This is a genomic window from Rubrivivax sp. JA1026, from assembly GCF_011065555.1.
Taxonomy (GTDB): domain Bacteria; phylum Pseudomonadota; class Gammaproteobacteria; order Burkholderiales; family Burkholderiaceae_C; genus Rubrivivax; species Rubrivivax benzoatilyticus.
This window is the reverse complement of record NZ_JAALCQ010000008.1, coordinates 232,103-254,314: the sequence shown is the minus strand read 5'-3', so window position 1 is coordinate 254,314 and position 22,212 is coordinate 232,103. Positions and strand designations below refer to the sequence as shown.

15 protein-coding genes are annotated in these 22,212 nt (G+C 73.3%); 10 read left to right on the top strand and 5 right to left on the bottom strand.

Annotation, left to right across the window (positions count from 1 at the left end; genetic code table 11):
* The first annotated feature begins 342 nt into the window (after positions 1 to 342).
* From G5B56_RS14945 to ccoG, 9 genes are all read left to right on the top strand, one after another.
* Positions 343 to 1,311 (top strand): DmsE family decaheme c-type cytochrome, encoded by a 969-nt coding sequence (locus G5B56_RS14945; protein ID WP_164963738.1) that lies wholly within the window; start codon positions 343 to 345, stop codon positions 1,309 to 1,311.
* A gap of 26 nt (positions 1,312 to 1,337) precedes the next feature.
* Entirely contained in the window at positions 1,338 to 4,127 is a 2,790-nt protein-coding gene (locus G5B56_RS14940; protein ID WP_164963737.1) for an MtrB/PioB family outer membrane beta-barrel protein, read from the top strand.
* The gene (locus G5B56_RS14935) at positions 4,127 to 4,735 is read left to right on the top strand and encodes a c-type cytochrome (protein ID WP_009856704.1); all 609 of its coding nucleotides are present in this window, start codon (positions 4,127 to 4,129) and stop codon (positions 4,733 to 4,735) included. Before G5B56_RS14940 ends, G5B56_RS14935 begins: the two co-directional genes overlap by 1 nt.
* Before the next feature lie 26 nt (positions 4,736 to 4,761).
* On the top strand, positions 4,762 to 5,475 hold the full coding sequence (locus G5B56_RS14930; protein ID WP_164963736.1) for a c-type cytochrome: 714 nt from the start codon (positions 4,762 to 4,764) through the stop codon (positions 5,473 to 5,475).
* A gap of 109 nt (positions 5,476 to 5,584) precedes the next feature.
* Positions 5,585 to 8,308 (top strand): pyruvate, phosphate dikinase, encoded by a 2,724-nt coding sequence (ppdK, locus tag G5B56_RS14925; RefSeq protein WP_164963735.1) that lies wholly within the window; start codon positions 5,585 to 5,587, stop codon positions 8,306 to 8,308.
* A gap of 93 nt (positions 8,309 to 8,401) precedes the next feature.
* On the top strand, positions 8,402 to 10,024 hold the full coding sequence (locus G5B56_RS14920) for a FecR domain-containing protein (protein WP_164963734.1): 1,623 nt from the start codon (positions 8,402 to 8,404) through the stop codon (positions 10,022 to 10,024).
* Positions 10,012 to 12,426, top strand: a complete 2,415-nt coding sequence (locus G5B56_RS14915; protein ID WP_081467590.1) for a CHASE2 domain-containing protein — start codon at positions 10,012 to 10,014, stop codon at positions 12,424 to 12,426. The genes G5B56_RS14920 and G5B56_RS14915 overlap by 13 nt, the downstream gene beginning before the upstream one ends.
* 101 nt (positions 12,427 to 12,527) lie before the next feature.
* A complete protein-coding gene (locus G5B56_RS14910) occupies positions 12,528 to 12,815 on the top strand; it encodes a DUF2249 domain-containing protein (RefSeq protein ID WP_009856235.1) in 288 nt (95 codons plus the stop codon).
* 87 nt (positions 12,816 to 12,902) lie between these two features.
* The gene (gene ccoG, locus G5B56_RS14905; protein ID WP_164963733.1) at positions 12,903 to 14,357 is read left to right on the top strand and encodes a cytochrome c oxidase accessory protein CcoG; all 1,455 of its coding nucleotides are present in this window, start codon (positions 12,903 to 12,905) and stop codon (positions 14,355 to 14,357) included.
* Positions 14,358 to 14,362: 5 nt separating this feature from the next.
* Here ccoG and G5B56_RS14900 read toward each other — a convergent pair whose 3' ends face one another.
* From G5B56_RS14900 to G5B56_RS14880, 5 genes are all read right to left on the bottom strand, one after another.
* Positions 14,363 to 15,493: an acyl-CoA dehydrogenase family protein gene (locus tag G5B56_RS14900; protein WP_009856233.1), complete on the bottom strand. Its 1,131-nt coding sequence runs from the start codon at positions 15,491 to 15,493 to the stop codon at positions 14,363 to 14,365.
* A 64-nt stretch (positions 15,494 to 15,557) separates the two neighbouring features.
* The gene (yjjJ, locus tag G5B56_RS14895; RefSeq protein ID WP_164963732.1) at positions 15,558 to 16,934 is read right to left on the bottom strand and encodes a type II toxin-antitoxin system HipA family toxin YjjJ; all 1,377 of its coding nucleotides are present in this window, start codon (positions 16,932 to 16,934) and stop codon (positions 15,558 to 15,560) included.
* 89 nt (positions 16,935 to 17,023) lie between these two features.
* The gene (locus G5B56_RS14890) at positions 17,024 to 18,271 is read right to left on the bottom strand and encodes an acyl-CoA dehydrogenase family protein (protein ID WP_164963731.1); all 1,248 of its coding nucleotides are present in this window, start codon (positions 18,269 to 18,271) and stop codon (positions 17,024 to 17,026) included.
* Between the two features lie 19 nt (positions 18,272 to 18,290).
* Positions 18,291 to 19,370, bottom strand: coding sequence for a CaiB/BaiF CoA-transferase family protein (locus G5B56_RS14885; RefSeq protein WP_164963730.1), 1,080 nt, complete (start codon positions 19,368 to 19,370; stop codon positions 18,291 to 18,293).
* The gene (locus G5B56_RS14880) at positions 19,367 to 20,548 is read right to left on the bottom strand and encodes an acetyl-CoA C-acetyltransferase (RefSeq protein ID WP_164963729.1); all 1,182 of its coding nucleotides are present in this window, start codon (positions 20,546 to 20,548) and stop codon (positions 19,367 to 19,369) included. The genes G5B56_RS14885 and G5B56_RS14880 overlap by 4 nt, the downstream gene beginning before the upstream one ends.
* Positions 20,549 to 20,655: 107 nt before the next feature.
* On the opposite strand from G5B56_RS14880, the gene G5B56_RS14875 reads away from it, so the two are divergent.
* Positions 20,656 to 22,203: a murein L,D-transpeptidase gene (locus G5B56_RS14875; RefSeq protein ID WP_164963728.1), complete on the top strand. Its 1,548-nt coding sequence runs from the start codon at positions 20,656 to 20,658 to the stop codon at positions 22,201 to 22,203.
* Positions 22,204 to 22,212 lie beyond the last annotated feature (9 nt).

The window sequence follows — 22,212 nt, the reverse complement described above, 5'->3', positions numbered from 1 at the left end:
GATGTCCGCGGTCCATACAGCCTCCCTCCGAGAGGGAGGCTCCGGTCAGTCCGACGAGCGGTTCTGCGCCTCTCGGGCCTCGCCGAGCACCGACATGCACCACCAGTTCAGCGCCATCGCCAGTGCGGGATCGGTTCTGCCGCGCTGACCCATGGCCCAAGCGCCGCCGGGGCGGGGAAAGTCCCGCCCCCATCGCTTCAGTTGCAGTCAAGACGCGGTTCAGCCGCGGACAAGCCAGCCGCCTGGGGATCCCTATCTTCTCCCGCAGGCAGCACGAAGAACGGGGGAGACATGGACGCCAAGGGTTCGAGCCGAGGGGGATGGCGCTCACGCGCAGCGTGGATGTTCGCCAGCCTGCTGTTCTGCCTCGCGCCGGGCACACCCGCCCTGGCGCAGTCGCAGACCGCGCCGCTGGCCGCCGCCGTGGCCAGCGCGCCCGCGGTGTTCAGGCCCGAGGCCACGCCGATCGGCGAGAAGGCCTGCCTGGGCTGCCACAGCCAGGAGAACCTGCACTACAGCGACACGCTGCACGCCAAGGCCTTCCGCAGCAACCCGCGCAACGAACGCGAGCGCCTGGTCTGCGAGGCCTGCCACGGCCCGGGCTCGCTGCACGCCAAGGACACCCAGAACAAGGATCTGATCATCGGCTTCACCAAGGGCTGGGACACGCCGGTGGCCAGGCAGAACGAGTCCTGCCTGGGCTGCCACAAGGGCGGCAACCGGCTGCACTGGCCGGGCTCGGTGCACGCCGGCAACCAGCTGGGCTGCGCCGACTGCCACAACCCGATGCAGAAGGTCTCGACCAACAGCCTGCTGGCGCGCAACACGATCAACGAGGTCTGCTCGCGCTGCCACCAGCAGCAGCGTGCCGAGTTCAACAAGCGCTCGCACATGCCGCTGCCCGAGGGCAAGGTGAGCTGCGTCGACTGCCACAACCCGCACGGCAGCACGACCCGCCCGCTGCTCAAGGCCGACAGCACCAACAACGTCTGCTTCAGCTGCCACGCCGAGAAGCGCGGGCCGATGCTCTGGGAGCACGCGCCGGTGCGCGAGAGCTGCACCAACTGCCACAGCCCGCACGGCAGCAACCACGACAAGCTGCTCGTCGCGTCACGGCCTCAGCTGTGCCAGCAGTGCCACAGCCCGTCGGTCGGTCACCCGAACAACTTCTTCCGCGCCAACCAGACCGCCGGTGCCGGCCAGCTGCCCGGCGGCGCCACCAGCCAGCGCATGGTCGGCCGCAGCTGCCAGAACTGCCATGTGCAGATCCACGGCAGCAACCACCCCGCCGGCGCGCGCTTCCAGCGCTGAGCCCTTCATCACCAGGAGTCCGTCCCATGCGTCACACGACCTTGCGCGACCGCCGCGGCCAACGCCGCCTTCTGGGCCTGCTGATCGGCAGCGCGCTCGCGCAGATGGCCGCGGCACCCGCGCGCGCCGATTCCGGCGTCGGCACCGACACCAGCACCGGCAACCTGCTGATGCCCGGCGCCGGGCTGCGTGTCCCGGCACTCGACCCCGACGGCATGGGCGACGGCGGCGTCAAGCGCAACCCGACCGGCCTGCTCAACGCCCAGCCGGCGCTGGTCGCCGAGCCCGCCGACGGCGAAGGCTGGCGCTGGCGCGGCCAGGTCGAGGGCGGCGGGCTGAAGGTCGACGGCGACGCCGGCGACGCCAAGTACCGCGAGTACAAGGACTTCGGCTCCGGGCTGGTGCTCGGCGGCCTGCGCCTGGAAGGCGAGAGCGCCGACGGACGCCACTACCTCGACCTGAGCGCCGCCTCGCTCGGCCGCGACGACGGCTTCGCCGCGCTGACCGCCGGCCGCTACAACGGCTGGCGGCTCAAGCTGTTCTACAACGAGACGCCGCACGTCTTCACCTCCGGCTACCGCAGCCTCTGGGACGGCATCGGCAGCGACCGCCTGACGCTGTCGCGCCTGCCTGCCGGCCCCACGGCCCCGGCAACCGCGGCCAGCACCGACATCGCGATCGGCGAGGACGCGCTGGCCGCACCGCTGCGCACGCTGTCGCTGCTGCGCCAGAAGGGCGGCATGCGGCTGGACCTGCCTCTGGACGAGTCGCTGAAGCTGTTCGCCAGCTTCAGCAGCGAAAAACGCGAGGGCGCGCGCCCCTTCGGCATGGTGATGGGCGGCGGCGGCGGCACCGGCGGCCTGGAGACCGCCGAGCCGATCGACTACGACACCCACGAGGTCTACGCCGGGCTGCAGTGGAACAACGAACGCACCAGCGCCAACGTGCTGCTGTCGGCCTCGCTGTTCCGCAACAACCTCGACACGCTGACCGTCGAGAACCCGCTGTTCGTCGCGCCGGTCAACGGCATCGCCAGCTTCCCGCGCGCGGTCTTCGACCTGCCGCCCGACAACGACTTCTACAACCTCAAGGGCGAGGTCGCGCACGCGATTCCCGAGTTCGCCAACACGCGCCTGACGGGCGTGGTGTCGCTGTCGTCGTCGCGCCAGGACGATGCGCTGATCCCGATGACCCAGTACGCCGGCGCGACGGTCAACGGCGTGGCCGGCGGCGCCTGGGACACGCTGGCCTCGCTGCAGCGCGACAGCGCCGAGCGCCGCATCGACTCGCGGCTGTACGACTTCGGCGTCTCGATGCAGCCGCTGGCCGAGCTCGAACTGAAGGGCAAGCTGCGCCGCTACGAGACGATCGACAAGTCGCCGCAGTACTGGGCGTGCAATCCGCTGACCGGCCAGTGGGGGCGCCTGATCAACGACGGCAGCGGCGCGGTGTTCGCGATCCCCAACGCCACCGCCGGCCAGAACCCGGCCGGCACGCCGGCCACCGCCTACAACACGCTGCTGTGCGACCTGGAGGCGATCAAGGCGCTGGAGCTGGTGCCCAGCGCCGGCAACGTCAACATCGGCGCGCCGCAGTACGGCCTGAAGCAGGACAACGCCAGCCTGTCCGGCGACTGGCGGCTGGGCCGCTCGCGCAACCTGAACCTGATGCTCGAGCGCGAGACCGTGCAGCGCGAGAACCGCGAGCGCAAGCGCACCTGGGAGGACCGGCTGAAGGCCGGCTGGGTCGACCGCGCGATGGCCGGCGGCACGCTGCGCGCGTCGGCGGAGTTCGCCCGCCGCCGCGGCAGCACCTACAACGCCGACCCGTACGAGGCGTTCTACAGCTCCTCGCTGGGCCCGCTGCCCAGCGTCAACGGCATCAACGTCGCGAGCTGGATCCACACCAGCGACCTGATGCGCAAGTTCGACCTCGCCGACCGCGACACCGCGACGCTGAACCTGCGCTTCAACCGCGCGCTGAGCGACACGATGGACGTCTCGGTGGCGGCGCTGGCGCGCACGCAGCGCTACCCGGGCTCGTCCTACGGCCGCGGCGGCACGCAGCAGCTGCACTCGCTCAACGGCGACTGGAACTGGCAGCCGACGCCGGTGACCTGGGTCTCGGCGACGGTCGGCCTGCAGCGCAGCCAGATGTCGCAGGCCGGCCTGCAGACCAACGCCTGCGTGCTCGGCAGCACCTATTACTTCTACAGCGACGGCTCGATCAGCACGACCGCGACGCCGACGCCGGCACAGCTGGCCGCCGGCATCACCGTCGTCGGCAACAGCGGTGTCGTCACCGGCGCGAACTTCGAGGAGCTGTGCGGCAGCGCCTCGGACTTCAGCCCGCTGTACCCGAACAGCCGCCGCTGGACCGTGGAGCAGGACGACCACACGCGCTCGGCCGGCCTCGGCCTGCGCCAGGAGTTCGGCCGCTGGCGCTTCGAGGCCCACTACGGCTATGTCAGCGGCCGCACCAGCACCGCCTACACCTACAACGCCGCGGCGCTGGGCCTGGTGACCAGCGGCGCGCCGACCGAGGCCCAGCTCGCCGCGCTGGCGCTCATCGGCTCGGGGCTGCCCGACCTGCGCTACCGCCAGCACGCGGTGGACCTGAACCTCGTCGTGACGCACACGCCCAAGGTCTACAGCCGCTGGCTGCTGCGCCACGAGATCACCCGCATAGCCGACTGGCACTACGACGGCGTCGCCGAGAACCCGACACCGTCGAACAACCAGCAGACCTACCTCGACACCGGCCCGCAGAGCTACCGCGCGACGATGTTCGGCGTCATGCTGGGGGTGATGTTCTGATGGCGTCGGTGCGCAGTTCCTGGCGGCGCCTGCTGGCCGTCGCGGCGGCCGTCGTCGTGCCGGGCACCGGCCTGGCCGACGGCGCGCCCCCCAGCGTCGAGACCTTGTGCGCCGCCTGCCACGGGCCGGGCGGCAACAGCGTCGTGCCGTTCTTCCCGCGCCTGGCGGGGCAGCAGGCGATCTACCTCGAGAAGCAGCTGCGCGACTTCCTCGCCGGCAAACGCAAGAACGACGTCATGGCGCCGGTGCTCGAGCACATCCCGGAGGCCGACATCCCGCGCATCGCGGCGTACTACGCGGCGCAGGCGGCGACGCCGAACAAACCCGACAACGAGGCGCTGGTCACGGCCGGCCAGGCGATCTTCAACGACGGCAACACCGGCACCGGCGTGCCGGCCTGCATCGGCTGCCACCAGCCCGGCGGCATGGGCAACGAACGTTTCCCGCGCCTGGCCGGCCAGCACCCGGCCTACGCCGCGGCGCAGCTGAAGGCCTTCAAGACCGGCAGCCGCAGCAACGACAAGGCCAAGGTGATGCGCACGGTGGCCGAACGGCTGAGCGACGACGAGATCGCCGCCGTCGTCGAGTACCTGGCGACGCAGCCATGAACGCGGCCGACACCCGAGGAGAGCGCATGAGGACCCGTCTTGCCGGCCGCCTCGCGGCGCTGGCCTTCGCCTGGGCGAGCCTGGGCAGCCTGACGCCTGCCATCGCCGCGCCGGCCGGCGCCGGTTCGCCCTCCGACCTGGCGAGCGCCGCCACGGCCTGGGACGCCGAACGTGCCGAGCGCCTGAAGGCCCTGGGCCTGCGCGGCGACCCGGCGCGCGGCGTCGTCGCCTACGAGGTCTGCCAGGGCTGCCACCTGCCGAGCGCGCTCGGCCGCACCGACGGCAGCTACCCGCGGCTGGCCGGCCAGCACGCCACGGTGCTGGTCAAGCAGATGCTCGACATCCGGGCCGGGCGCCGCTTCAGCCCGAAGATGCGCCCGTTCATCGACGAGGCGATGGTCAGCACGCAGGACATCGTCGACATCGCCTCGTACCTGTCGGCCCTGCCCTCGCCGCCGAACAACGGCCGCGGCGCCGGCACCGAGCTGGCCCAGGGCCGCCGGATCTACGAGCGGGAGTGCGCCAGCTGCCACGGTGTCGGCGGCGGCGGCGAGGCGGGCCGGTTCTACCCGCGGCTCAACGGCCAGCACTACGAGTACCTGCTGCGCGAGCTGGTCTACATCCGCGACGGCGTGCGCGGCAACGCCGACCCGCGCATGGTCGAGGCCATCCGGACCTTCTCGTTCAGCGATCTGGCCGCCGTCGCCGACTACGTCTCGCGCCTGCCGAGCGCCCCCTGAGCAAACGTCGCCGCGGCCGCCCTGCGCTCGCGGGGCTGGACGCGCGGGCGGCGTTGCGCAGAATGGCCGGCGAGGCTGGCTGCCGCCGGCCGTGCGAGAGGTGTCGGCCATGCCCGCGACGAAATACGTCTACCTGTTCGGCTCCCGGTGCACCGAAGGCGCCGCCGGAATGAAGAACCTGCTCGGCGGCAAGGGTGCCAACCTCGCCGAGATGTGCCGCCTGGGCATCCCGGTGCCGCCGGGGCTGACGATCAGCACCGAAGCCTGCACCGCCTACACCACGCTCGGCCGCGACCGGGTGCTGGAGATGATCCGTGCCGAGGTGCTGGCCGGCATCGCCGCGATCGAGGCCGAGATGGGCAAACGTTTCGGCGACGCCGCCGACCCGCTGCTGCTGTCGGTGCGCTCCGGCGCCCGGGCGTCGATGCCCGGCATGATGGACACCATCCTCAACCTCGGCCTGAACGACGAGGCCGTCGAGGGCCTGGCGCGCAAGGCCGGCAACGAACGTTTCGCCTGGGACTCCTACCGCCGCTTCGTGCAGATGTACGGCGACGTCGTCATGGGCCTGAAGCCCGTGTCCAAGGAAGAGCACGACCCGTTCGAGGTCGTCATCGACATGGTCAAGGAGGCCAAGGGCGTGCAGCTCGACACCGAGCTCGACGCCGCCGACCTGAAGGAGCTGGTGGCGCGCTTCAAGGCGCTGATCCGCGCGCGCATCGGCCGCGAGTTCCCGACCGATCCCTGGGAACAGCTGTGGGGCGCGATCGTCGCCGTCTTCGACAGCTGGAACAACGACCGCGCACGCGTCTACCGCGAGTTGAACGACATCCCCGAATCCTGGGGCACGGCGGTGAACGTGCAGGCCATGGTCTTCGGCAACCTCGGCGACCACAGCGCCACCGGCGTCGCCTTCACGCGCGACGCCGGCACTGGCGAGGACCTGTTCAACGGCGAGTTCCTCGTCAACGCGCAGGGCGAGGACGTCGTCGCCGGCATCCGCACGCCGCAGCAGGTGTCGCTGATCGGCTCGCGGCGCTGGGCCGAGCTGGCCCTCGTCTCCGAGGCCGAACGCGCCGAGAAGTACCCGTCGCTCGAGGAGCTGATGCCCGAGCTGTACCGCCAGCTGATCGAGGCCGAGACGCGCCTGGAGAACCACTTCCGCGACATGCAGGACCTGGAGTTCACGATCCAGGAAGGCCGGCTGTGGATGCTGCAGACGCGCAACGGCAAACGCACCGGCGCGGCGATGGTGCGCATCGCGATGGAGATGCTCGAGCAGGGCATGATCGACGAGAAGACGGCGCTCGAGCGGGTCGTGCCCGACCGCCTGAACGACCTGCTGCACCCGATCTTCGACCCGCGTGCGCTGGCCGCGGCGACCCCGCTGGCGCGCGGCCTGCCGGCCTCGCCGGGCGCGGCCACCGGCCAGATCGTCTTCTTCGCCGACGAAGCCGAGGCCTGGGCCCAGCGCGGCCGCGAGGTGATCCTCGTGCGCCAGGAGACCTCGCCCGAGGACCTGCGCGGCATGAGCGTCGCCAAGGGCATCCTGACGGCGCGCGGCGGCATGACCTCGCACGCCGCGGTCGTCGCACGCGGCATGGGCAAGTGCTGCGTCAGCGGCTGCGGCGCGGTGCACGTCGACCTGAAGGCGCGCACGATGACCATCGACGGCACCGTCTACGCCGAAGGCGAGTGGATCTCGCTGAACGGCTCCACCGGCGAGGTCTACGCCGGGCGCATCGCCACGCGCGACGCCGAGCTGTCGGGCGACTTCGGCAAGCTGATGGCGCTGACCGACAAGTACCGCCGGCTCGAGATCCGCACCAACGCCGACACCCCCGAGGAAGCCGCCATCGCGCGCAGGTTCGGCGCCACCGGCATCGGCCTGTGCCGCACCGAGCACATGTTCTTCGAGGGCGACCGCATCCTCGCGGTGCGCGAGATGATCCTCGCCGACGACGAGGCCGGCCGCCGCAAGGCGCTGGCCAAGCTGCTGCCGATCCAGCGCGGCGACTTCGAGGGCCTGTTCCGCGAGATGGACGGGCTGCCGGTGACGATCCGCCTGCTCGACCCGCCGCTGCACGAGTTCGTGCCGCACGACGACGCCGGCCAGCTGGCGATGGCGCGCGACATGGGCGTGTCGCTGGGCCGCATCAAGCTGCGTGTCGAGGAGCTGCACGAGTTCAACCCGATGCTGGGCCACCGCGGCTGCCGGCTCGGCATCAGCTTCCCCGAGATCACCGAGATGCAGGCGCGCGCGATCTTCGAGGCGGCGCTCAACGCCAAGGCGCGCGGCACCGCGGTGGTGCCCGAGATCATGGTGCCGCTGGTCGGCACGGTGCGCGAGCTCGACCAGCAGGCCGCGGTGATCCGCCGCGTCGCCGAGCAGGTGTTCGCCGAACGCGGCGAGACGCTGCACTGGATGCTGGGCACGATGATCGAGACGCCGCGCGCCGCGCTGATGGCCGACAGCATCGCGCGCAGCGCCGAGTTCTTCTCGTTCGGCACCAACGACCTGACGCAGATGACGATGGGCTTCAGCCGCGACGACGCGGGCAGCTTCCTGCCGCGTTACCTGAAGCTCGGGCTCTACGAGCACGACCCGTTCCGCTCGATCGACCAGAAGGGCGTCGGCCAGCTCGTCGAGATGGCGGTCGCCAAGGGGCGGGCGACGCGGACGGACATCGAGCTCGGCGTCTGCGGCGAACACGGCGGCGACCCGGCCTCGATCGCGTTCTTCCACCGCGCCGGGCTGCGCTACGTGAGCTGCTCGCCGTTCCGCGTGCCGATCGCGCGGCTGGCCGCGGCCCAGGCCGCGATCGCGGCCTGAACCGGGAATGCCGAACAGGCCCCGCCGACAGACTCCCGGCAACCTCACGGGACGGCCAGCGGCCGTTCGTCGAACGGCATGTCGTCCCCCCCGATGCACCGCGCTCCCCTGACCGGCCTGCTCGCGCTTCTGGCGCTGGCCGGCAGCGCCCATGCGGCGGCCGAAGGGCCGGTCTGGACCTACCGCGTGCGCCCCGGCGACACGCTGATCGCGCTGCAGGCGCGGCTGCTCGCGCCGGGCATCGGCTGGCAGGCGCTGCAGCAGCGCAACCAGGTTGCCGAGCCGCGCCGTCTGCCGGTCGGGCGCCCGCTCGAGATCCCCGTGGCCTGGCTGCGCGCGCAGCCGGTGCAGGCCGACGTCCTGTTCGTGCACGGCGAGGTCGAACTGCGCCGCGCCGGCGAGGCGCCGCGGCCGCTGGCCTCCGGTGAACAGGTGGCCGCCGGCGACGAGATCGTCACCGGCGCACGCTCGTCCTCGGCGGTGCTGGGGCTGGACGACGGCTCGCGGCTGCTCGTCGAGCCGGGCAGCCGCCTGCGTGTCGAGGCGCTGGACCGGCGCGGGGCCAGCGCCTACCGCGAATCGCGGCTGAAGCTGGAGAACGGCGGTGCCGAGGCCAGCGTGCCGCCGGCGCCGGCCTCGCCGCCGCGGCCGCGGCTGCAGATCCGCACCCCGGTCGTCAACCTCGCCGTGCGCGGCACCGAGTTCCGCGCCCGCAGCGACGCACACGGCACGCGGCTGGAGGTGCTGCGCGGCCGGGTCGCGGCCGGCGCCCGGCCGGTGGCCGCCGGCCGGGGCCTCGTCGCCACCGCCGACGGCGTGCAGCGCGCCCGGCCGCTGCCCACGGCGCCGGTGCTGGCGCTGCCGGCCGGCCCGGTGACGCGGCTGCCGCTGGCGTTCGCCTGGCCGCCGCTGGCCGGCGCCACCGCGTACCGAGCCCAGGTGCTGGACGCCGACGCCGACAGCCGGCTGCGGCTGGACGGCCGTTTCGACGAGGCCGCCGCCGAGTGGCCCGACGACCTGCCCGACGGCCGCTACGAGCTGCGTGTGCGCGCCATCGGCGCCGACGGGCTCGAAGGCCTGGACGCACGCGCCGGCTTCGAGCTGAAGGCGCGCCCCGAGCCGCCGATGCCGATGGCGCCTGCGCCCGCCGCCCGCGTCGACGCCGGCCGCGTGGCCTTCGCCTGGACACGCCACCCTCAGGCCGCGCAGTACCGCCTGCAGGTCGACACCGTGGCCTCGTTCGAGTCGCCGCAGGTCGAGCGCGAGCTGGTGGACACGGCGACGAGCGTCGATCTGGCGCCGGGCCGCTATTTCTGGCGCCTGCGCAGCGTGCGCCCGGGCGGCGACGCCGGGCCCTGGGGCGAAGCGCTGGCGCTGGAGGTCGTCGAGCCGCCTCCCGCGCCACCGGCCGTGCCGCCGCAGGCCGAGGCCCGGCACGACCGCGTGACGCTGGCCTGGCCGGCGTCGCCGCGGCCCGGGGTGCACTACGAGATCCAGGTCGCGCGCGACGCCGGCTTCGCCGCCCCGGTGCTCGAAGGCAGCTCGGACCGCGCCGCCTGGAGTTTCGAGCCGCCGGGCGCGGGCCTCTACCACGTGCGTGTGCGTGGTGTCGGCAGCGACGGCCGCCCCGGCGCCTGGGGCACGGCGCAGCAGTTCGAGGTGCCGGCCGCCTGGCACTGGTGGTGGCTGTTGCCGGCGCTGCTGTGGCTGCTCTGAGCCCCGGCCGGCGACGCTGGATCGTTCCCGCGGCAGGCCTGGTCGCCGCCGTCGTAGTCGGCGTCTCGCCGCTGCAGTCCTGGTGGTCGCAGCCGCTGCAGGACTGGGCGCAGCGCACCGCAGCGCCAACCCGGGCGCCCGCCGGGGTGCTGATCGTCGATGCCGACGACCGTTCGATCGAGGCCCTGCGCGGCACCGGCGCCTGGCCCTACACGCGCGACACCCACGCGCTGCTGATCGACGGCCTGCGCCGCCACGGCGCCCGGGCCGTCGTGCTGCAGCTGCTGCTGGCCGAGCGCCGTGACACCGTCGACGGGCGCCCGGTGGCCGGGCCGACGGCGGCCGGCCGCAGCGCCGACGGCCGCACGCTCGACGACCGCAAGCTGGCCGAGGTCGTCGGCCGCCCCGGCGCGCCGGTGGTGCTGGCTGCGGCCGGCGTCGACGCGCTGGCCGGCGCACGTGCCGCCGACGGCGAGCCGGCCGCGCAGCACTGGCGCGAGCTGCTGCTGCCGGCGGCCAGCGTGCGGCCCGACAACCCGGCGGCACTGCGGCTGGGCGTGGTGACGACACCGCTGGACGACGACGGCGTGCTGCGCCACGTGCCGCTGTGGCACGCCGCGGGCAGCCAGCGGCAGCCGTCGATCGCGCTGGCCGCGCTGCTGGCCGCCGGCGGCCATGTCGACGCGCGCTGGCCGGTCGACGAACGGGGGCGGGTGCAGCCGCTGTTCGGCCCCCAGGGCCGGGTCGAACGCATCTCGTACCGCGACGCGTGGACGCTCGCCGCCACCGATGTCGTCGACGGCGACCCGGGGCGTGCGCTGGCCGATGCGGTGCGCGGCCGCGTCGTCTTCGTCGGCAGCAGCGCGCTGCTGGCCGGGCGCACGATGACGGTGGCCGGCCAGGCCGACGCGACCGAGATCGCGGCGCAGACCTTCGCCGCGCTGCGCGACGGCCCGCTGGTGCGCACGGCCGGCGTGCCGCTGCAGGCGGCGACGCTGCTGCTGGCGCTGCTGCCGGCACTCGGCGCCGCGCTGACGGCCGCCGGCACCGGCGTGCTGCTCGCCGGCTCGGCGCTCGCCGCGCTGGGCCTGCTGGGGGCCGGCAGCGCGGCCATGGCGCTGGCGGCGATCAGCCTGCCGCTGGCGGCACCACTGGCGGCCCTGGTCGCGGCGCTGGCGGCGCTGCTCGTGCTGCAGCGCCGCGAGCAGGCCGAGTGCGAGCGCCGGCTGGCGCTGGAGCGCGAGATCGCGGCACGCTCCAGCGCCACCAAGTCGGCCTTCCTGGCGACCGTCAGCCACGAGATCCGCACACCGCTGAACGCCGTGCTCGGTGTCGCCGACCTGATGACGGCGACACCGCTGTCGGACGAGCAGCGCCGCCACGTCGACGTGTTCCGCCATGCCGGGCAGACGCTGGCCGCGCTGATCGACGACCTGCTGGACCTCGGCAAGATCGAGGCCGGCCGGCTGGAGCTGGTGGTCGAGCCGTTCGTGCTGCGTGCGTCGCTGGACTCGGTCGCGGCGCTGCTTCAGCCCCGTGCCGCGGCGAAGGGCTTGCGTTTCGTGCTCGACGTCGACGAGGACCTGCCGGCCTGGGTGAGCGGCGACCGGCGCCGCGTCGAACAGGCGCTGACCAACCTGCTCGGCAACGCGATCAAGTTCACGGCACGCGGCGAGGTGTCGCTGCAGGCGGCACGCTCGGCCGCCGGCGGCGTGCGCTTCACGGTGCGCGACACCGGCATCGGCATCGCGCCGGCGCAGCAGGCACTGGTCTTCGAGCCTTTCGTGCAGGCCGACGACCGCATCACGCGCGACTACGGCGGCACCGGCCTCGGGCTGGCGATCACGCGGGCGACGGCCCAGCAGATGGGCGGCGACCTGCGGCTCGAGAGCCGGCCGGGCGTCGGCTCGACCTTCACGCTGGAGCTGCCGCTGGCCGCGCACACCCCCGCGTCTGCGGCGCACACTCCCCCGGGGCCCGGTGCGGCGACGCCGGTGCTGCCGCCGCCGGAGGCCTGGCTGGACGGCGTGCTGCTGGCCGAGGACAACGAGCTCAACGTCTACATCGTCAGCGCGATGCTCTCCGGCCACGTCGGCCGGCTCGACGTCGCCGCCGACGGCCAGCAGGCGCTGCAGCGCCTGGAGTCCGGGCGCTACGACCTCGTCTTCATGGACATGCAGATGCCCGGCCTGGACGGCCTGGCGGCGACGCGTGAATGGCGCCGCCGCGAAGCCGAGCGCGGGCTGGTGCGCACGCCGATCGTCGCGCTGACGGCCAACGCCTACGACGAGGACGTGCGCGACAGCCGCGAGGCCGGCTGCGACGCCCACCTCGCCAAGCCGGTGTCGCGTGCCGCGCTACTCGAGGCGATGCAGCGCTGGGGCACGGCACCACGGGGCTGAAGCCGGCCGTCGAGCGCCGGCGACGTAAAGGTGCATTTGCCAAATTGCTTTGACGCTTGATGCGCGTTAACATGCTCGCGTCATACACCTTACGCCCGACCATGAGCTTCCCCAGCCCCTCCGTCCTGGACCTGCGCGGTGTCGCGCCGGCCGAACGCCACGCCCTCGTCTTCGGCCGCCTGGCCGAGCTGGCCGCCGGCGACGGCCTGCTGCTGGTCAACGACCACGACCCGGTGCCGCTGCAGCGCCAGCTGCACGAGCGCTGGCCGGGCCTGTTCAGCGTCGCCTACCTGGAAGACGGCCCCGCGGCCTGGCAGCTCGAGATCCGCAAGGCCGTGCCGGCCGAAGCCGCCGGCTCGTGCTGCTCGGGCGGCCGCTGCTGCGGCTGAGCCGGCGATGACCTGGGTCGTCACCGAAGCCTGCCTGTGCGGCCGGCCAACGGACTGCGTCGGCGTCGGCCGGAAGCCGGGGCCGCGGTGAAGCACGAACGCGCCGGCGTGATCCCGATCCGCCCCGTCGCCGCTGCCGCCGGGGCGCCGGAAGTCGTGTCGCTGGTCCAGAAGCGCCAGCCGATCCATGCCCGCGCCGTCAGCGGCCGCTACGCCACCTGGCGCTGGGTCTTCGTCTGGCTGACGCAGCTCTTCTTCTACGGCCTGCCGTGGCTGGAGATAGCCGGCCGCCAGGCGGTGCTGTTCGACATCGACGCGCAGCGCTTCTACCTCTTCGACCTGGTCCTCGTGCCGCAGGACCTGATCTATCTGGCGGCGCTGCTGGTGCTGTCGGCGCTGGCGCTGTTCTTCTTCACCGCGGTCGCCGGCCGGCTGTGGTGCGGCTACGCCTGCCCGCAGACGGTCTACACCTCGATCTTCATGTGGATCGAGCGCCAGTTCGAAGGCGACCGCCTGGCGCGTTTGCGCCTGGACCGCGCACCGTGGAGCGCCGGCAAGCTCGCGCGCCGCAGCGGCAAGATCGCCGCGTGGACCGTGTTCAGCCTCGTCACCGGCCTGACCTTCGTCGGCTGGTTCACGCCGATCCGCGAACTGGTGCCGGCGACGCTGCAGGGCGACATCGGCGGCTGGAGCGCCTTCTGGGCGCTGTTCTACGGCGCCTTCACCTACGGCAACGCCGGCCTGCTGCGCGAGCAGATGTGCAAGTACATCTGCCCCTACGCACGTTTCCAGAGCGCGATGATCGACCGCGACTCGCTGGTCATCGCCTACGACAGCGGCCGCGGCGAGCCGCGTGGCGCACGCTCGAAGAAAGCCGACGCCGGCGCGCTGGGCCTGGGCTCCTGCGTCGACTGCACGCTGTGCGTGCAGGTCTGCCCGACCGGCATCGACATCCGCCACGGCCTGCAGAACGAGTGCATCGGCTGCGCCGCCTGCATCGACGCCTGCGACGGCGTGATGGACAAGATGGGCTACGCACGCGGCCTGATCCGCTACTCGACCGAGAACGCGGTGGCCGGCGGCTGGAGCCGGCGCGAGACGCTGCGCCGCGTGCTGCGCCCGCGGGTGCTGATCTACGGCGCGCTGCTCGCGGCGCTGACGCTGGCCTTCGCCGCCAGCCTGGCGCTGCGCAGCCCGTTCCAGTTCGACGTGCTGAAGGACCGCAGCACGCTGGCGCGCCTGGTCGACGACGGTGCGATCGAGAACGTCTACCGGCTGCAGGTGACGAACCGCAGCGAACAGCCGCAGAAGCTCGCCGTCACGGCCGAAGGCCCGGCCGGGCTGGTGGTCGACGCCCCGCCGATCACGGTCGACGCCGCCGGCGCCGCCCAGGTCGTCGTGCGCCTGCGCCTGCCGGCCGAGACCGCAGCGCCGCTGGCCGGGCAGTCGGTGCCGGTGGCCTTCGTGCTGAGCGCGGCCGCGCAAGACGGCCAGCCGGCGCTGTCGCGGCGCGAGAAGTCGACCTTCCTCGTGCCGCGCTGAAGCCTTCAGGCCAGCGCGCGGCCGATCAGGATGCGCTGCACGTCGCTCGTGCCTTCGTAGATCTGGCAGACGCGCACGTCGCGGTAGAGGCGCTCGACCGGGAAGTCGTTGACGTAGCCGTAGCCGCCGAAGGTCTGGATCGCGGTGCTGCAGACACGCTCGGCCATCTCGCTGGCGAAGAGCTTGGCCATCGCCGCTTCCTTCAGGCAGGGCTGGCCGGCGTCCTTCAGTGCCGCCGCATGGTGCACCAGCTGGCGCGCGGCCTCGATCTGCGTCGCCGCGTCGGCGAGGCGGAACTGCACCGCCTGGTGCTCGAAGATCGGCTTGCCGAAGGCGACGCGCTCCTTGGCATACGCGGTGGCTGCCTCGAACGCCGCACGCGCCATGCCGACACACTGCGAGGCGATGCCGATGCGCCCGCCTTCCAGCCCCGACAGCGCGACCTTCAGGCCCTCGCCTTCGGCGCCGATGCGGTGGGCCGCCGGCACGCGGCAGCCTTCAAAGACGATCTGCGCCGTGTCGCTGGCGTGCTGGCCCATCTTGTCCTCGAGCCGGGCGACGACGTAACCCGGCGTCGAGGTCGGCACCAGGAAGGCGCTGAAGCCCTTCTTGCCGGCGTCCTTGTCGGTGACGGCGATGACGATCGCGACGTCGCCGTTCTTGCCGCTGGTGATGAACTGCTTGACGCCGTCGATGACGTAGTCGTCGCCGTCGCGGCGCGCCGTGGTCTTCAGGCCCGAGGCCTCGGAGCCGACTTGCGGCTCGGTCAGGCAGAAGGCGCCGAGCATCGCCCCGCGCGCCAGCGGGCGCAGCCATTGCTGCTTCTGCGCTTCGTCACCCCAGGCCATCAGGATGCTGCAGACGGGGCAGTTGTTGACGCTGACGATGGTGCTGGTGGCGCCGCAGCCAGCGGCGATCTCCTCGAGGATCAGCGACAGCGCCAGGTAGTCCAGCCCGGCGCCGTCGTACTCCGTGGGCACGGCAACGCCGTAGCAGCCGAGTTCGGCCAGCCCGGCCAGCGCCTCGCGCGGGAAGGTGTGGGCGCGGTCCCACTCGGCCGCGTGCGGCGCGATGCGGTCCTGCACGTAGGCGCGCACCGCGTCCTGCACCGCGCGGTGGTCGTCGTCGAGGATCATCGGGTCTCCGGTCTGGTGTCGAACGGCCAGACTAGCCCAGGCCTGAGGTGCGCGGCATCCGGATTCAGCCCAGCAGCGCGGCCAGCCGGCGCGTGTTCTCGGCGCAGACGGCGCGGAACCCGGCGCTGATGCGCTCGTCGGCCGCGGCGCGCTGCCAGAAGTCCAGCGCCACCGGTGCCGCCGCCTGCCAGGCCGCAGCGTCCTGCGGCAGCGGCAGTTCGGGCCGGTACTCGCGCGGCGGCAGTTCGACACCACGCGCCGGTGCGTAGAGCATCGGCAGCATGTCGTAGACCGGCGCGATGGCCAGCGGCGCGCCACCGCCCGGCCCGAGCCGGAACGACAGGTTGCCGTCGTGCATGTCGGTGTTGGCGAGCAGCCGGCCGAACTGCCACAGCCGCGCCAGCGCCTCGGCCCCCTGCGCGGCCAGCCAGCCGCGCGCCGCCAGCGCCCGCCCGGCCTCGGCCCAGGAGCGCCCGGCGAGACCGAAACACTCGCCGTTGATCGCCCCCCAGGACACCAGCCCCGAGCGACCGAGCGCGCCGTGGCGGTCGAACCGTTCGACTTCCAGGAAGGTCCGCCCGCCGGCCTGCACGATGCGCGAGACGGCCGCCGGCAGGCCCAGCGCCGCCAGCACCTCGCCGGCGAGGTGTTCGCAGACCAGCAGGTCGGACCAGCGCCGTGTGCCGGGCGAATCGTCCGAGCCGCTGAACTTGACGAGCACGGCTTGCGGCCGGCCGTCGGCGCCGTTGCGCCAAGCCGTGAACTTGGGGAACTCGCCGCCGGCCGAGGAACCCGGCAGGCCGGCGGCCATCGCGGCGTCGGCCAGCGCGGGATAGGCCTGCGCCAGTTCCGCCTCGCGCAGCGGCGCCTCGGCCTCGCCGGCACGCGCCGCGCGCACACGCTGCAGCCAGCGCCGACAGGCCGTTTCGCCGACGATGAGGTCGCCCGGCGCGTCCTCGCCCAGCAGCGACAGCGCGTGCAGCGTGTCGTCATCGCTCCAGGCCGCCGGATCCTCGGCGACCTGCAGCGTCGCCGCGTGGTGGCGCGCGAACGCGCGGCCGAGAAAACCTTGCGGCCGCAAGTCCTGCAGCGGGTACGGCAGGCCGTCGAACCAGCCGTCGCGCGCGGCCTCGTCCAGCGGCCAGCCCAGCGGCTGCAGCATCTCCAGCGCCGAGCCGTCGGGCGCCGTCAGGTGCAGCCAGGCGATCTGCCGTGGCGTGCCCTCGGCGTCGACACGGTAGACCGGCAGCGGCGCGGCCTGCCCGCGCAGCGCCCGGCGCGCGGCGTACTGGGTGCGGCGCGCGGCACCGCGCACGACGAGCTCGTCGCCGGCGGCGCGCACGGCCCGCATCAGCGTCGCGCGGCTGATGCCCAGCTGTTCGGCGAGCGCGCCGGCCGCTTGCCGGCCGCGGCGCCGCAGGAAGTCGACGAGCGGGAGCACGATGAAACGATCCTCGTCGCCATCTTGTCTTTTGGCGACAAGGGATTAGATCATTTCATGGGCCCCGCGTGAAACGATTCATGAAACGATCAGCCGATCAGGTAATAGGCCGCCGTCGAGCCGCGCCGCGCCTTGGCCTTGGCGAGTTCGTCGCGCGCGATGACGCGGCAGTGCACCTCGTCGGGGCCGTCGAAGAAACGCATCGCACGCCCCCAGCTGAACATCTGCGCCAGCGGCGTGTCGGGTGTCAGGCCCATCGCGCCGAAGACCTGGATCGCGCGGTCGAGCACACGCTGGTGCAGCTGCGCGGCGACGAGCTTGATCGCCGAGACGTCGATGCGCGCCGCCTGGTTGCCGGCGCGGTCCATCTTGGCCGCGGCGCGCAGCACCAGCAGCCGCGCCTGGTCGACCTCGACCCGCGACAGCGCGATCCAGTCCTGGATGTTGGCGAAGTCGGCCAGGTGGCGGCCGAAGGCGCGGCGCTCCAGCGCGCGCTCGCACATCATCTCGATCGCCAGCTCGCACTGGCCGATCGTGCGCATGCAGTGGTGCACCCGCCCCGGGCCCAGGCGCGCCTGGGCGAGCGCGAAGCCGCTGCCCTCTTCGCCCAGCAGGTTGGCCGCCGGCACGCGCACGTCGCGGTAGACGATCTCGCAATGGCCGTCGGGCGCGACGTGCGACAGCACGGCGACGTTGCGCACCACCTGCACCCCGGGCGTGTCCAGCGGCACGAGGATCATCGAGTGGCGGCGGTGGCGGTCGGCGTCGGGGCGCTCGTCGGTGACGCCCATCACGACGGCGACCTTGCAGTTCGGGTGCGCGGCGCCGGTGGAGAACCACTTGCGGCCGTTGACGACGTAGTGCTCGCCGTCGCGGCGGATCGTGGTCTCGATGTTGGTCGCGTCGGAGCTCGCGACGTCGGGCTCGGTCATCGAGAAACACGAGCGGATCTCGCCGGCCAGCAGCGGTTTCAGCCAGCGCTCGTGCTGCTCGGGCGTCGCGAACAGGTGCAGCAGCTCCATGTTGCCGGTGTCCGGCGCGTTGCAGTTGAAGACCTCGGAAGCCCAGCCGATGCGGCCCATCAGCTCGGCCAGCGGCGCGTACTCCAGGTTGCTCAGCGCGGTGCCGGGTTCGTCGGCCTTGAGCCCGGGCAGGAACAGGTTCCACAGGCCGAGCTCGCGCGCCCGGGCCTTCAGCGGCTCGACGACCTCCAGCGGGTAGCGGCCTTCGTCGGCGATGCGGTGCCAGTCGCGATTGCGCGGCAGCACCTCCTCGTCGAGGAAGCGGCGCAGCGTGCGCTGCATCTCCAGGTTCTCGGGGCTGTATTCGAAGTCCATCGGGGCTCTCTCTCGGGGGTCAACGCGCCGGCCAGGCGGCCAGCGCGGCGGCGAGCGTCGTCGCCGTCGGGGGTTCGGGGGTTCGTGCCGCGGTGCGCGAGAAACGCGGCGCCGGCGCCGGCTGCATCACGCCGCCCGCCTCCAGCCAGTTGCCGCGCGCGGCGTTGTGCGGGTGATGCGGCGCCTCGTCCCAGTCGAGCACCGGGGCGAAACAGGCGTCGGTGCCTTCGAGCAGCGCGCACCACTCGGCACGTGTGCGGGTGCGGAAGATCGCGGCCAGCTTGTCCTTCAGCTCGGGCCAGCGCCCGGCGTCGAGCTGGGCGTCGAAGGCCGGGTCGTCGATCCCGGCCAGGCGGCGCAGCTCGGCATAGAACTGCGGTTCGATCGCGCCGACGGCGATCGGCTTGCCGTCGGCACAGTCGTAGCATGCGTAGAAGTGCGCGCCACCGTCGAGCATGTTTTCGCCGCGCGGGCGCGACCACAGGCCTTGCGCCTTCCAGCCGACCATGAAGGCCGACAGCAGCGCGGCGCCGTCGCACATCGCGGCGTCGACGACCTGGCCGCGGCCGGAGCTGCGGGCCTCGTGCAGCGCCGCCAGCAGGCCGACGACGAGCAGCATCGCGCCGCCGCCGAAGTCGCCCAGGTAGTTGGCCGGCGGCACCGGCGGCCGGCCGGGCACGCCGATCGCGGCCAGCGCGCCGCTGATCGCGATGTAGTCGATGTCGTGGCCGGCGGCCTGCGCCAGCGGCCCGTCCTGGCCCCAGCCGGTCATGCGGCCGTAGACCAGCGAGGGCCGGCGCGCCAGCACGACGTCCGGCCCCAGACCCAGGCGCTCCATCACGCCGGGGCGGAAACCTTCGATCAGCAGGTCGGCGCGGGCGGCCAGCGCGAGCGCGGCGGCAGCGCCGTCGGGGTCGCGCAGGTCCAGCGCCAGCGCCGCGCGGCTGCGTGTCGTGACGTCGCGCGGGTCGGGCTCGACACCCGGGCGCGTGATGCGCAGCACCTCGGCGCCGAGGTCGGCCAGCACCATCGCGGCGAACGGCGCCGGGCCGAGACCGGCGAACTCGATGACACGCAGGCCGGCGAGCGGGCCGCTCACGACAAACGCTCCACGATGGTGACGTTGGCCAGGCCGCCGCCCTCGCACATCGTCTGCAGCCCCCAGCGCCCGCGGCGGCGGCGCAGCGCGTGCAGCAGCGTCGCCATCAGCCGTGTGCCCGAGGCGCCCAGCGGGTGGCCGAGCGCGATCGCGCCGCCGTGCACGTTGAGCCGCTCCGGGTCGGCGCCGGTGGCCTGCAGCCAGGCCAGCGGCACCGAGGCGAAAGCCTCGTTGACCTCGAAGCAGTCGATGTCGTCCAGCGCCAGCCCGGCCTTCTTCAGCGCCACCGCGGTGGCCGGGATCGGCGCCTCCAGCATGATCACCGGGTCGTGGCCGATGACCGTCATCGTCTGGATGCGCGCCAGCGGCGCCAGGCCCAGCGCGCGCAGGCCGCGTTCGTTGACGACCAGCACGCCGCTGGCGCCGTCGGCGATCTGGCTGGCGTTGGCGGCGGTGATGCTGCCGCCTTCGCGCAGCAGGCGCACGCCGGAGATGCTCTCGGCGCTGGCGTCGGCGCGGATGCCTTCGTCGGCGGCCAAGGGCTCGGCCTCGCCGCTGCCGTCGGCGCGGCGCACGGCCAGCGGCAGGATCTCGGCGGCAAAAGCGCCGTCGCGCGTGGCGGCCGCGGCGCGCTGGTGGCTCTGCAGCGCCCAGGCGTCCAGCGCCGGTTTCGCCAGGCCGTACTTCGTGGCCAGCATCTCGGCGCCGGTGAACTGGCTGAACTCGGCACCCGGGTAACGCGCGGCGATCGCCGGGCTGACGTAGTGGCCGTAGCCGGCCTGGCGCGGCAGTTCCATCGGCAGGCCCATCGGCACACGCGACATGCTCTCGACGCCGCCGGCGATGACGCAGTCCATCGCGCCCGACATCACCGCCTGCGCCGCGAAATGCAGCGCCTGCTGCGACGAGCCGCACTGGCGGTCGACCGTCGTGCCCGGCACCGACTCGGGCAGCGACGAGGCCAGCACCGCGTTGCGCGCGACGTTGGCCGCCTGCTCGCCGACCTGGCCGACGCAGCCCAGGATGACGTCGTCGACCGCCGCCGGGTCGACGCCGGAGCGCGCGACCAGCGCGTCGATGACCTGCGCCGCCAGGTCGGCCGGATGCCAGCCGCTCAAACGGCCGTTGCGCCGCCCGCACGGGGTGCGCAGCGCGGCGACGATGAAGGCTTCGGCCATGGCGGGCTCCTCGGATGGTCTGCGGGCCATTCTGCGGCGCCGGCCGCCCGCGCGCCGTCACCATGGCGACGCTGGCCCGGCACGGTGCCGAGGCGGACAATGGCCGCATGCGCCCTGCCCCGCTCCCACGCCGCATCGCCGCGCTGGTGCTGCTGTTCGCCGCGGCCGCGGCGCAGGCCTCGCCGTGGTTCGACGCCGGCGCCCGCCCCGGCCCGCGGGCACACGAGGCCGTCGCGCTGCTGGCCGCCGCGGCCGAACACGGCCTCGTCGCCGAGGACTACCGCGCCGCCGCACTGGCCCAGGCGCTGGACGCTGCCGCGCACACGCCCTCGCACGAAGCCGCCACGCGGCTGGAGGCCGAGCTCGACGCCGCGATGCGCCGCTACCTGTCCGACCTGCACCAGGGCCGGCTCGACCCGCGCACGCTGTACCGATCGCTGACGCTGCCCGAACGCCCGCCCTTCGACGCCCGCGCCGCGCTCGATGCCGGCCTGGCCGCCGGCTCGCTGGCCCTGGCCGTGCGCCGCGCCGAGCCGGTGCTGCCGCAGTACGCCGAGCTGCGCCAGGCGCTGGCGCGCTACCGCACGCTGGAACACGACCCGGCCTGGGCGGCGCCGCTGCCGCCGCTGCCGACCGTCGGCCGCACGCGCAAGCTCGAACCCGGTGCCGCCTGGCCCGGCCTGCCGGCGCTGGCCGCGCGCCTGGTCGCGCTGGGCGACCTGCCGGCCGGCACGCATGCCGGCACGGTCTACGCCGAGCCGCTGACGGGCGGCGTGCGCCGCTTCCAGGAACGCCACGGCGTCAGCGCCGACGGTGTCATCGGCGCGGCGACCTTCTCGCGGCTGGAGATCAAGCCCGCGGCCCGCGCCGCGCAGCTGGCGCTGGCGCTGGAGCGGCTGCGCTGGACGCCGCTGCTCGAATCGCCGCGCATGGTCGTCGTCAACATCCCGGAGTTCGTGCTGCGCGCCTACGAGGTGCAGGACGGACGCATCGAGATCGTGCAGCGCATGCGTGTCGTCGTCGGCCAGGCGCTGGACAAACGCACGCCGCTGATCGACGCCGAGTTGCGCGCCGTCGAGTTCAGCCCCTACTGGAACGTGCCGCCGTCGATCGTGCGCTCCGAGACCCTGCCCAAGCTGCGCCGCGACCCGGGCTATCTGGCGCGCGAAGGTTTCGAGTTCGTCGCCGGCGACGGCAGCGTGCACGGCGAGGTCTCGGGCGAGGCGCTGGACGCGCTGGCCGCCGGGCGCTGGCGCATCCGCCAGCGCCCCGGGCCGCGCAACGCGCTGGGCGACATCAAGTTCGTCTTCCCCAACGCCCAGCAGATCTACCTGCACCACACGCCGTCGACGGGGCTGTTCGCACGCGACCGGCGCGACTTCAGCCACGGCTGCGTGCGCATCGAGGACCCGCTGGCGCTGGCGATGTTCGTGCTGCAGGACATGCCCGACTGGCCCGAGGCCCGCATCCGCGAGGCGATGGACGCCGGCGAGTCGCGCACGTTGCGGCTCGCGACGCCAGTGCGGGTGCTGATCGCCTACGGCACCGCGCTCGTCAAGGACGGGCGCGTCTTTTTCTTCGACGATATCTACCGTCAGGACCCGCGCCTGCAGGCCGCGCTGCGCGAACGCGCCGCGCCCGCCCGCGCCGACTGACGAGGAGGA

Excerpts from the sequence above, each read along its gene's own strand:
- G5B56_RS14945 (WP_164963738.1), top strand. The coding sequence starts at position 343 with ATGTTCGCCAGCCTGCTGTTCTGCCTCGCGCCGGGCACACCCGCCCTG.
- G5B56_RS14940 (WP_164963737.1), top strand. The coding sequence starts at position 1,338 with ATGCGTCACACGACCTTGCGCGACCGCCGCGGCCAACGCCGCCTTCTG.
- G5B56_RS14935 (WP_009856704.1), top strand. The coding sequence starts at position 4,127 with ATGGCGTCGGTGCGCAGTTCCTGGCGGCGCCTGCTGGCCGTCGCGGCG.
- G5B56_RS14930 (WP_164963736.1), top strand. The coding sequence starts at position 4,762 with ATGAGGACCCGTCTTGCCGGCCGCCTCGCGGCGCTGGCCTTCGCCTGG.
- ppdK (WP_164963735.1), top strand. The coding sequence starts at position 5,585 with ATGCCCGCGACGAAATACGTCTACCTGTTCGGCTCCCGGTGCACCGAA.
- G5B56_RS14920 (WP_164963734.1), top strand. The coding sequence starts at position 8,402 with ATGCACCGCGCTCCCCTGACCGGCCTGCTCGCGCTTCTGGCGCTGGCC.
- G5B56_RS14910 (WP_009856235.1), top strand. The coding sequence starts at position 12,528 with ATGAGCTTCCCCAGCCCCTCCGTCCTGGACCTGCGCGGTGTCGCGCCG.
- G5B56_RS14900 (WP_009856233.1), bottom strand. The coding sequence starts at position 15,493 with ATGATCCTCGACGACGACCACCGCGCGGTGCAGGACGCGGTGCGCGCC.
- G5B56_RS14890 (WP_164963731.1), bottom strand. The coding sequence starts at position 18,271 with ATGGACTTCGAATACAGCCCCGAGAACCTGGAGATGCAGCGCACGCTG.
- G5B56_RS14880 (WP_164963729.1), bottom strand. The coding sequence starts at position 20,548 with ATGGCCGAAGCCTTCATCGTCGCCGCGCTGCGCACCCCGTGCGGGCGG.
- G5B56_RS14875 (WP_164963728.1), top strand. The coding sequence starts at position 20,656 with ATGCGCCCTGCCCCGCTCCCACGCCGCATCGCCGCGCTGGTGCTGCTG.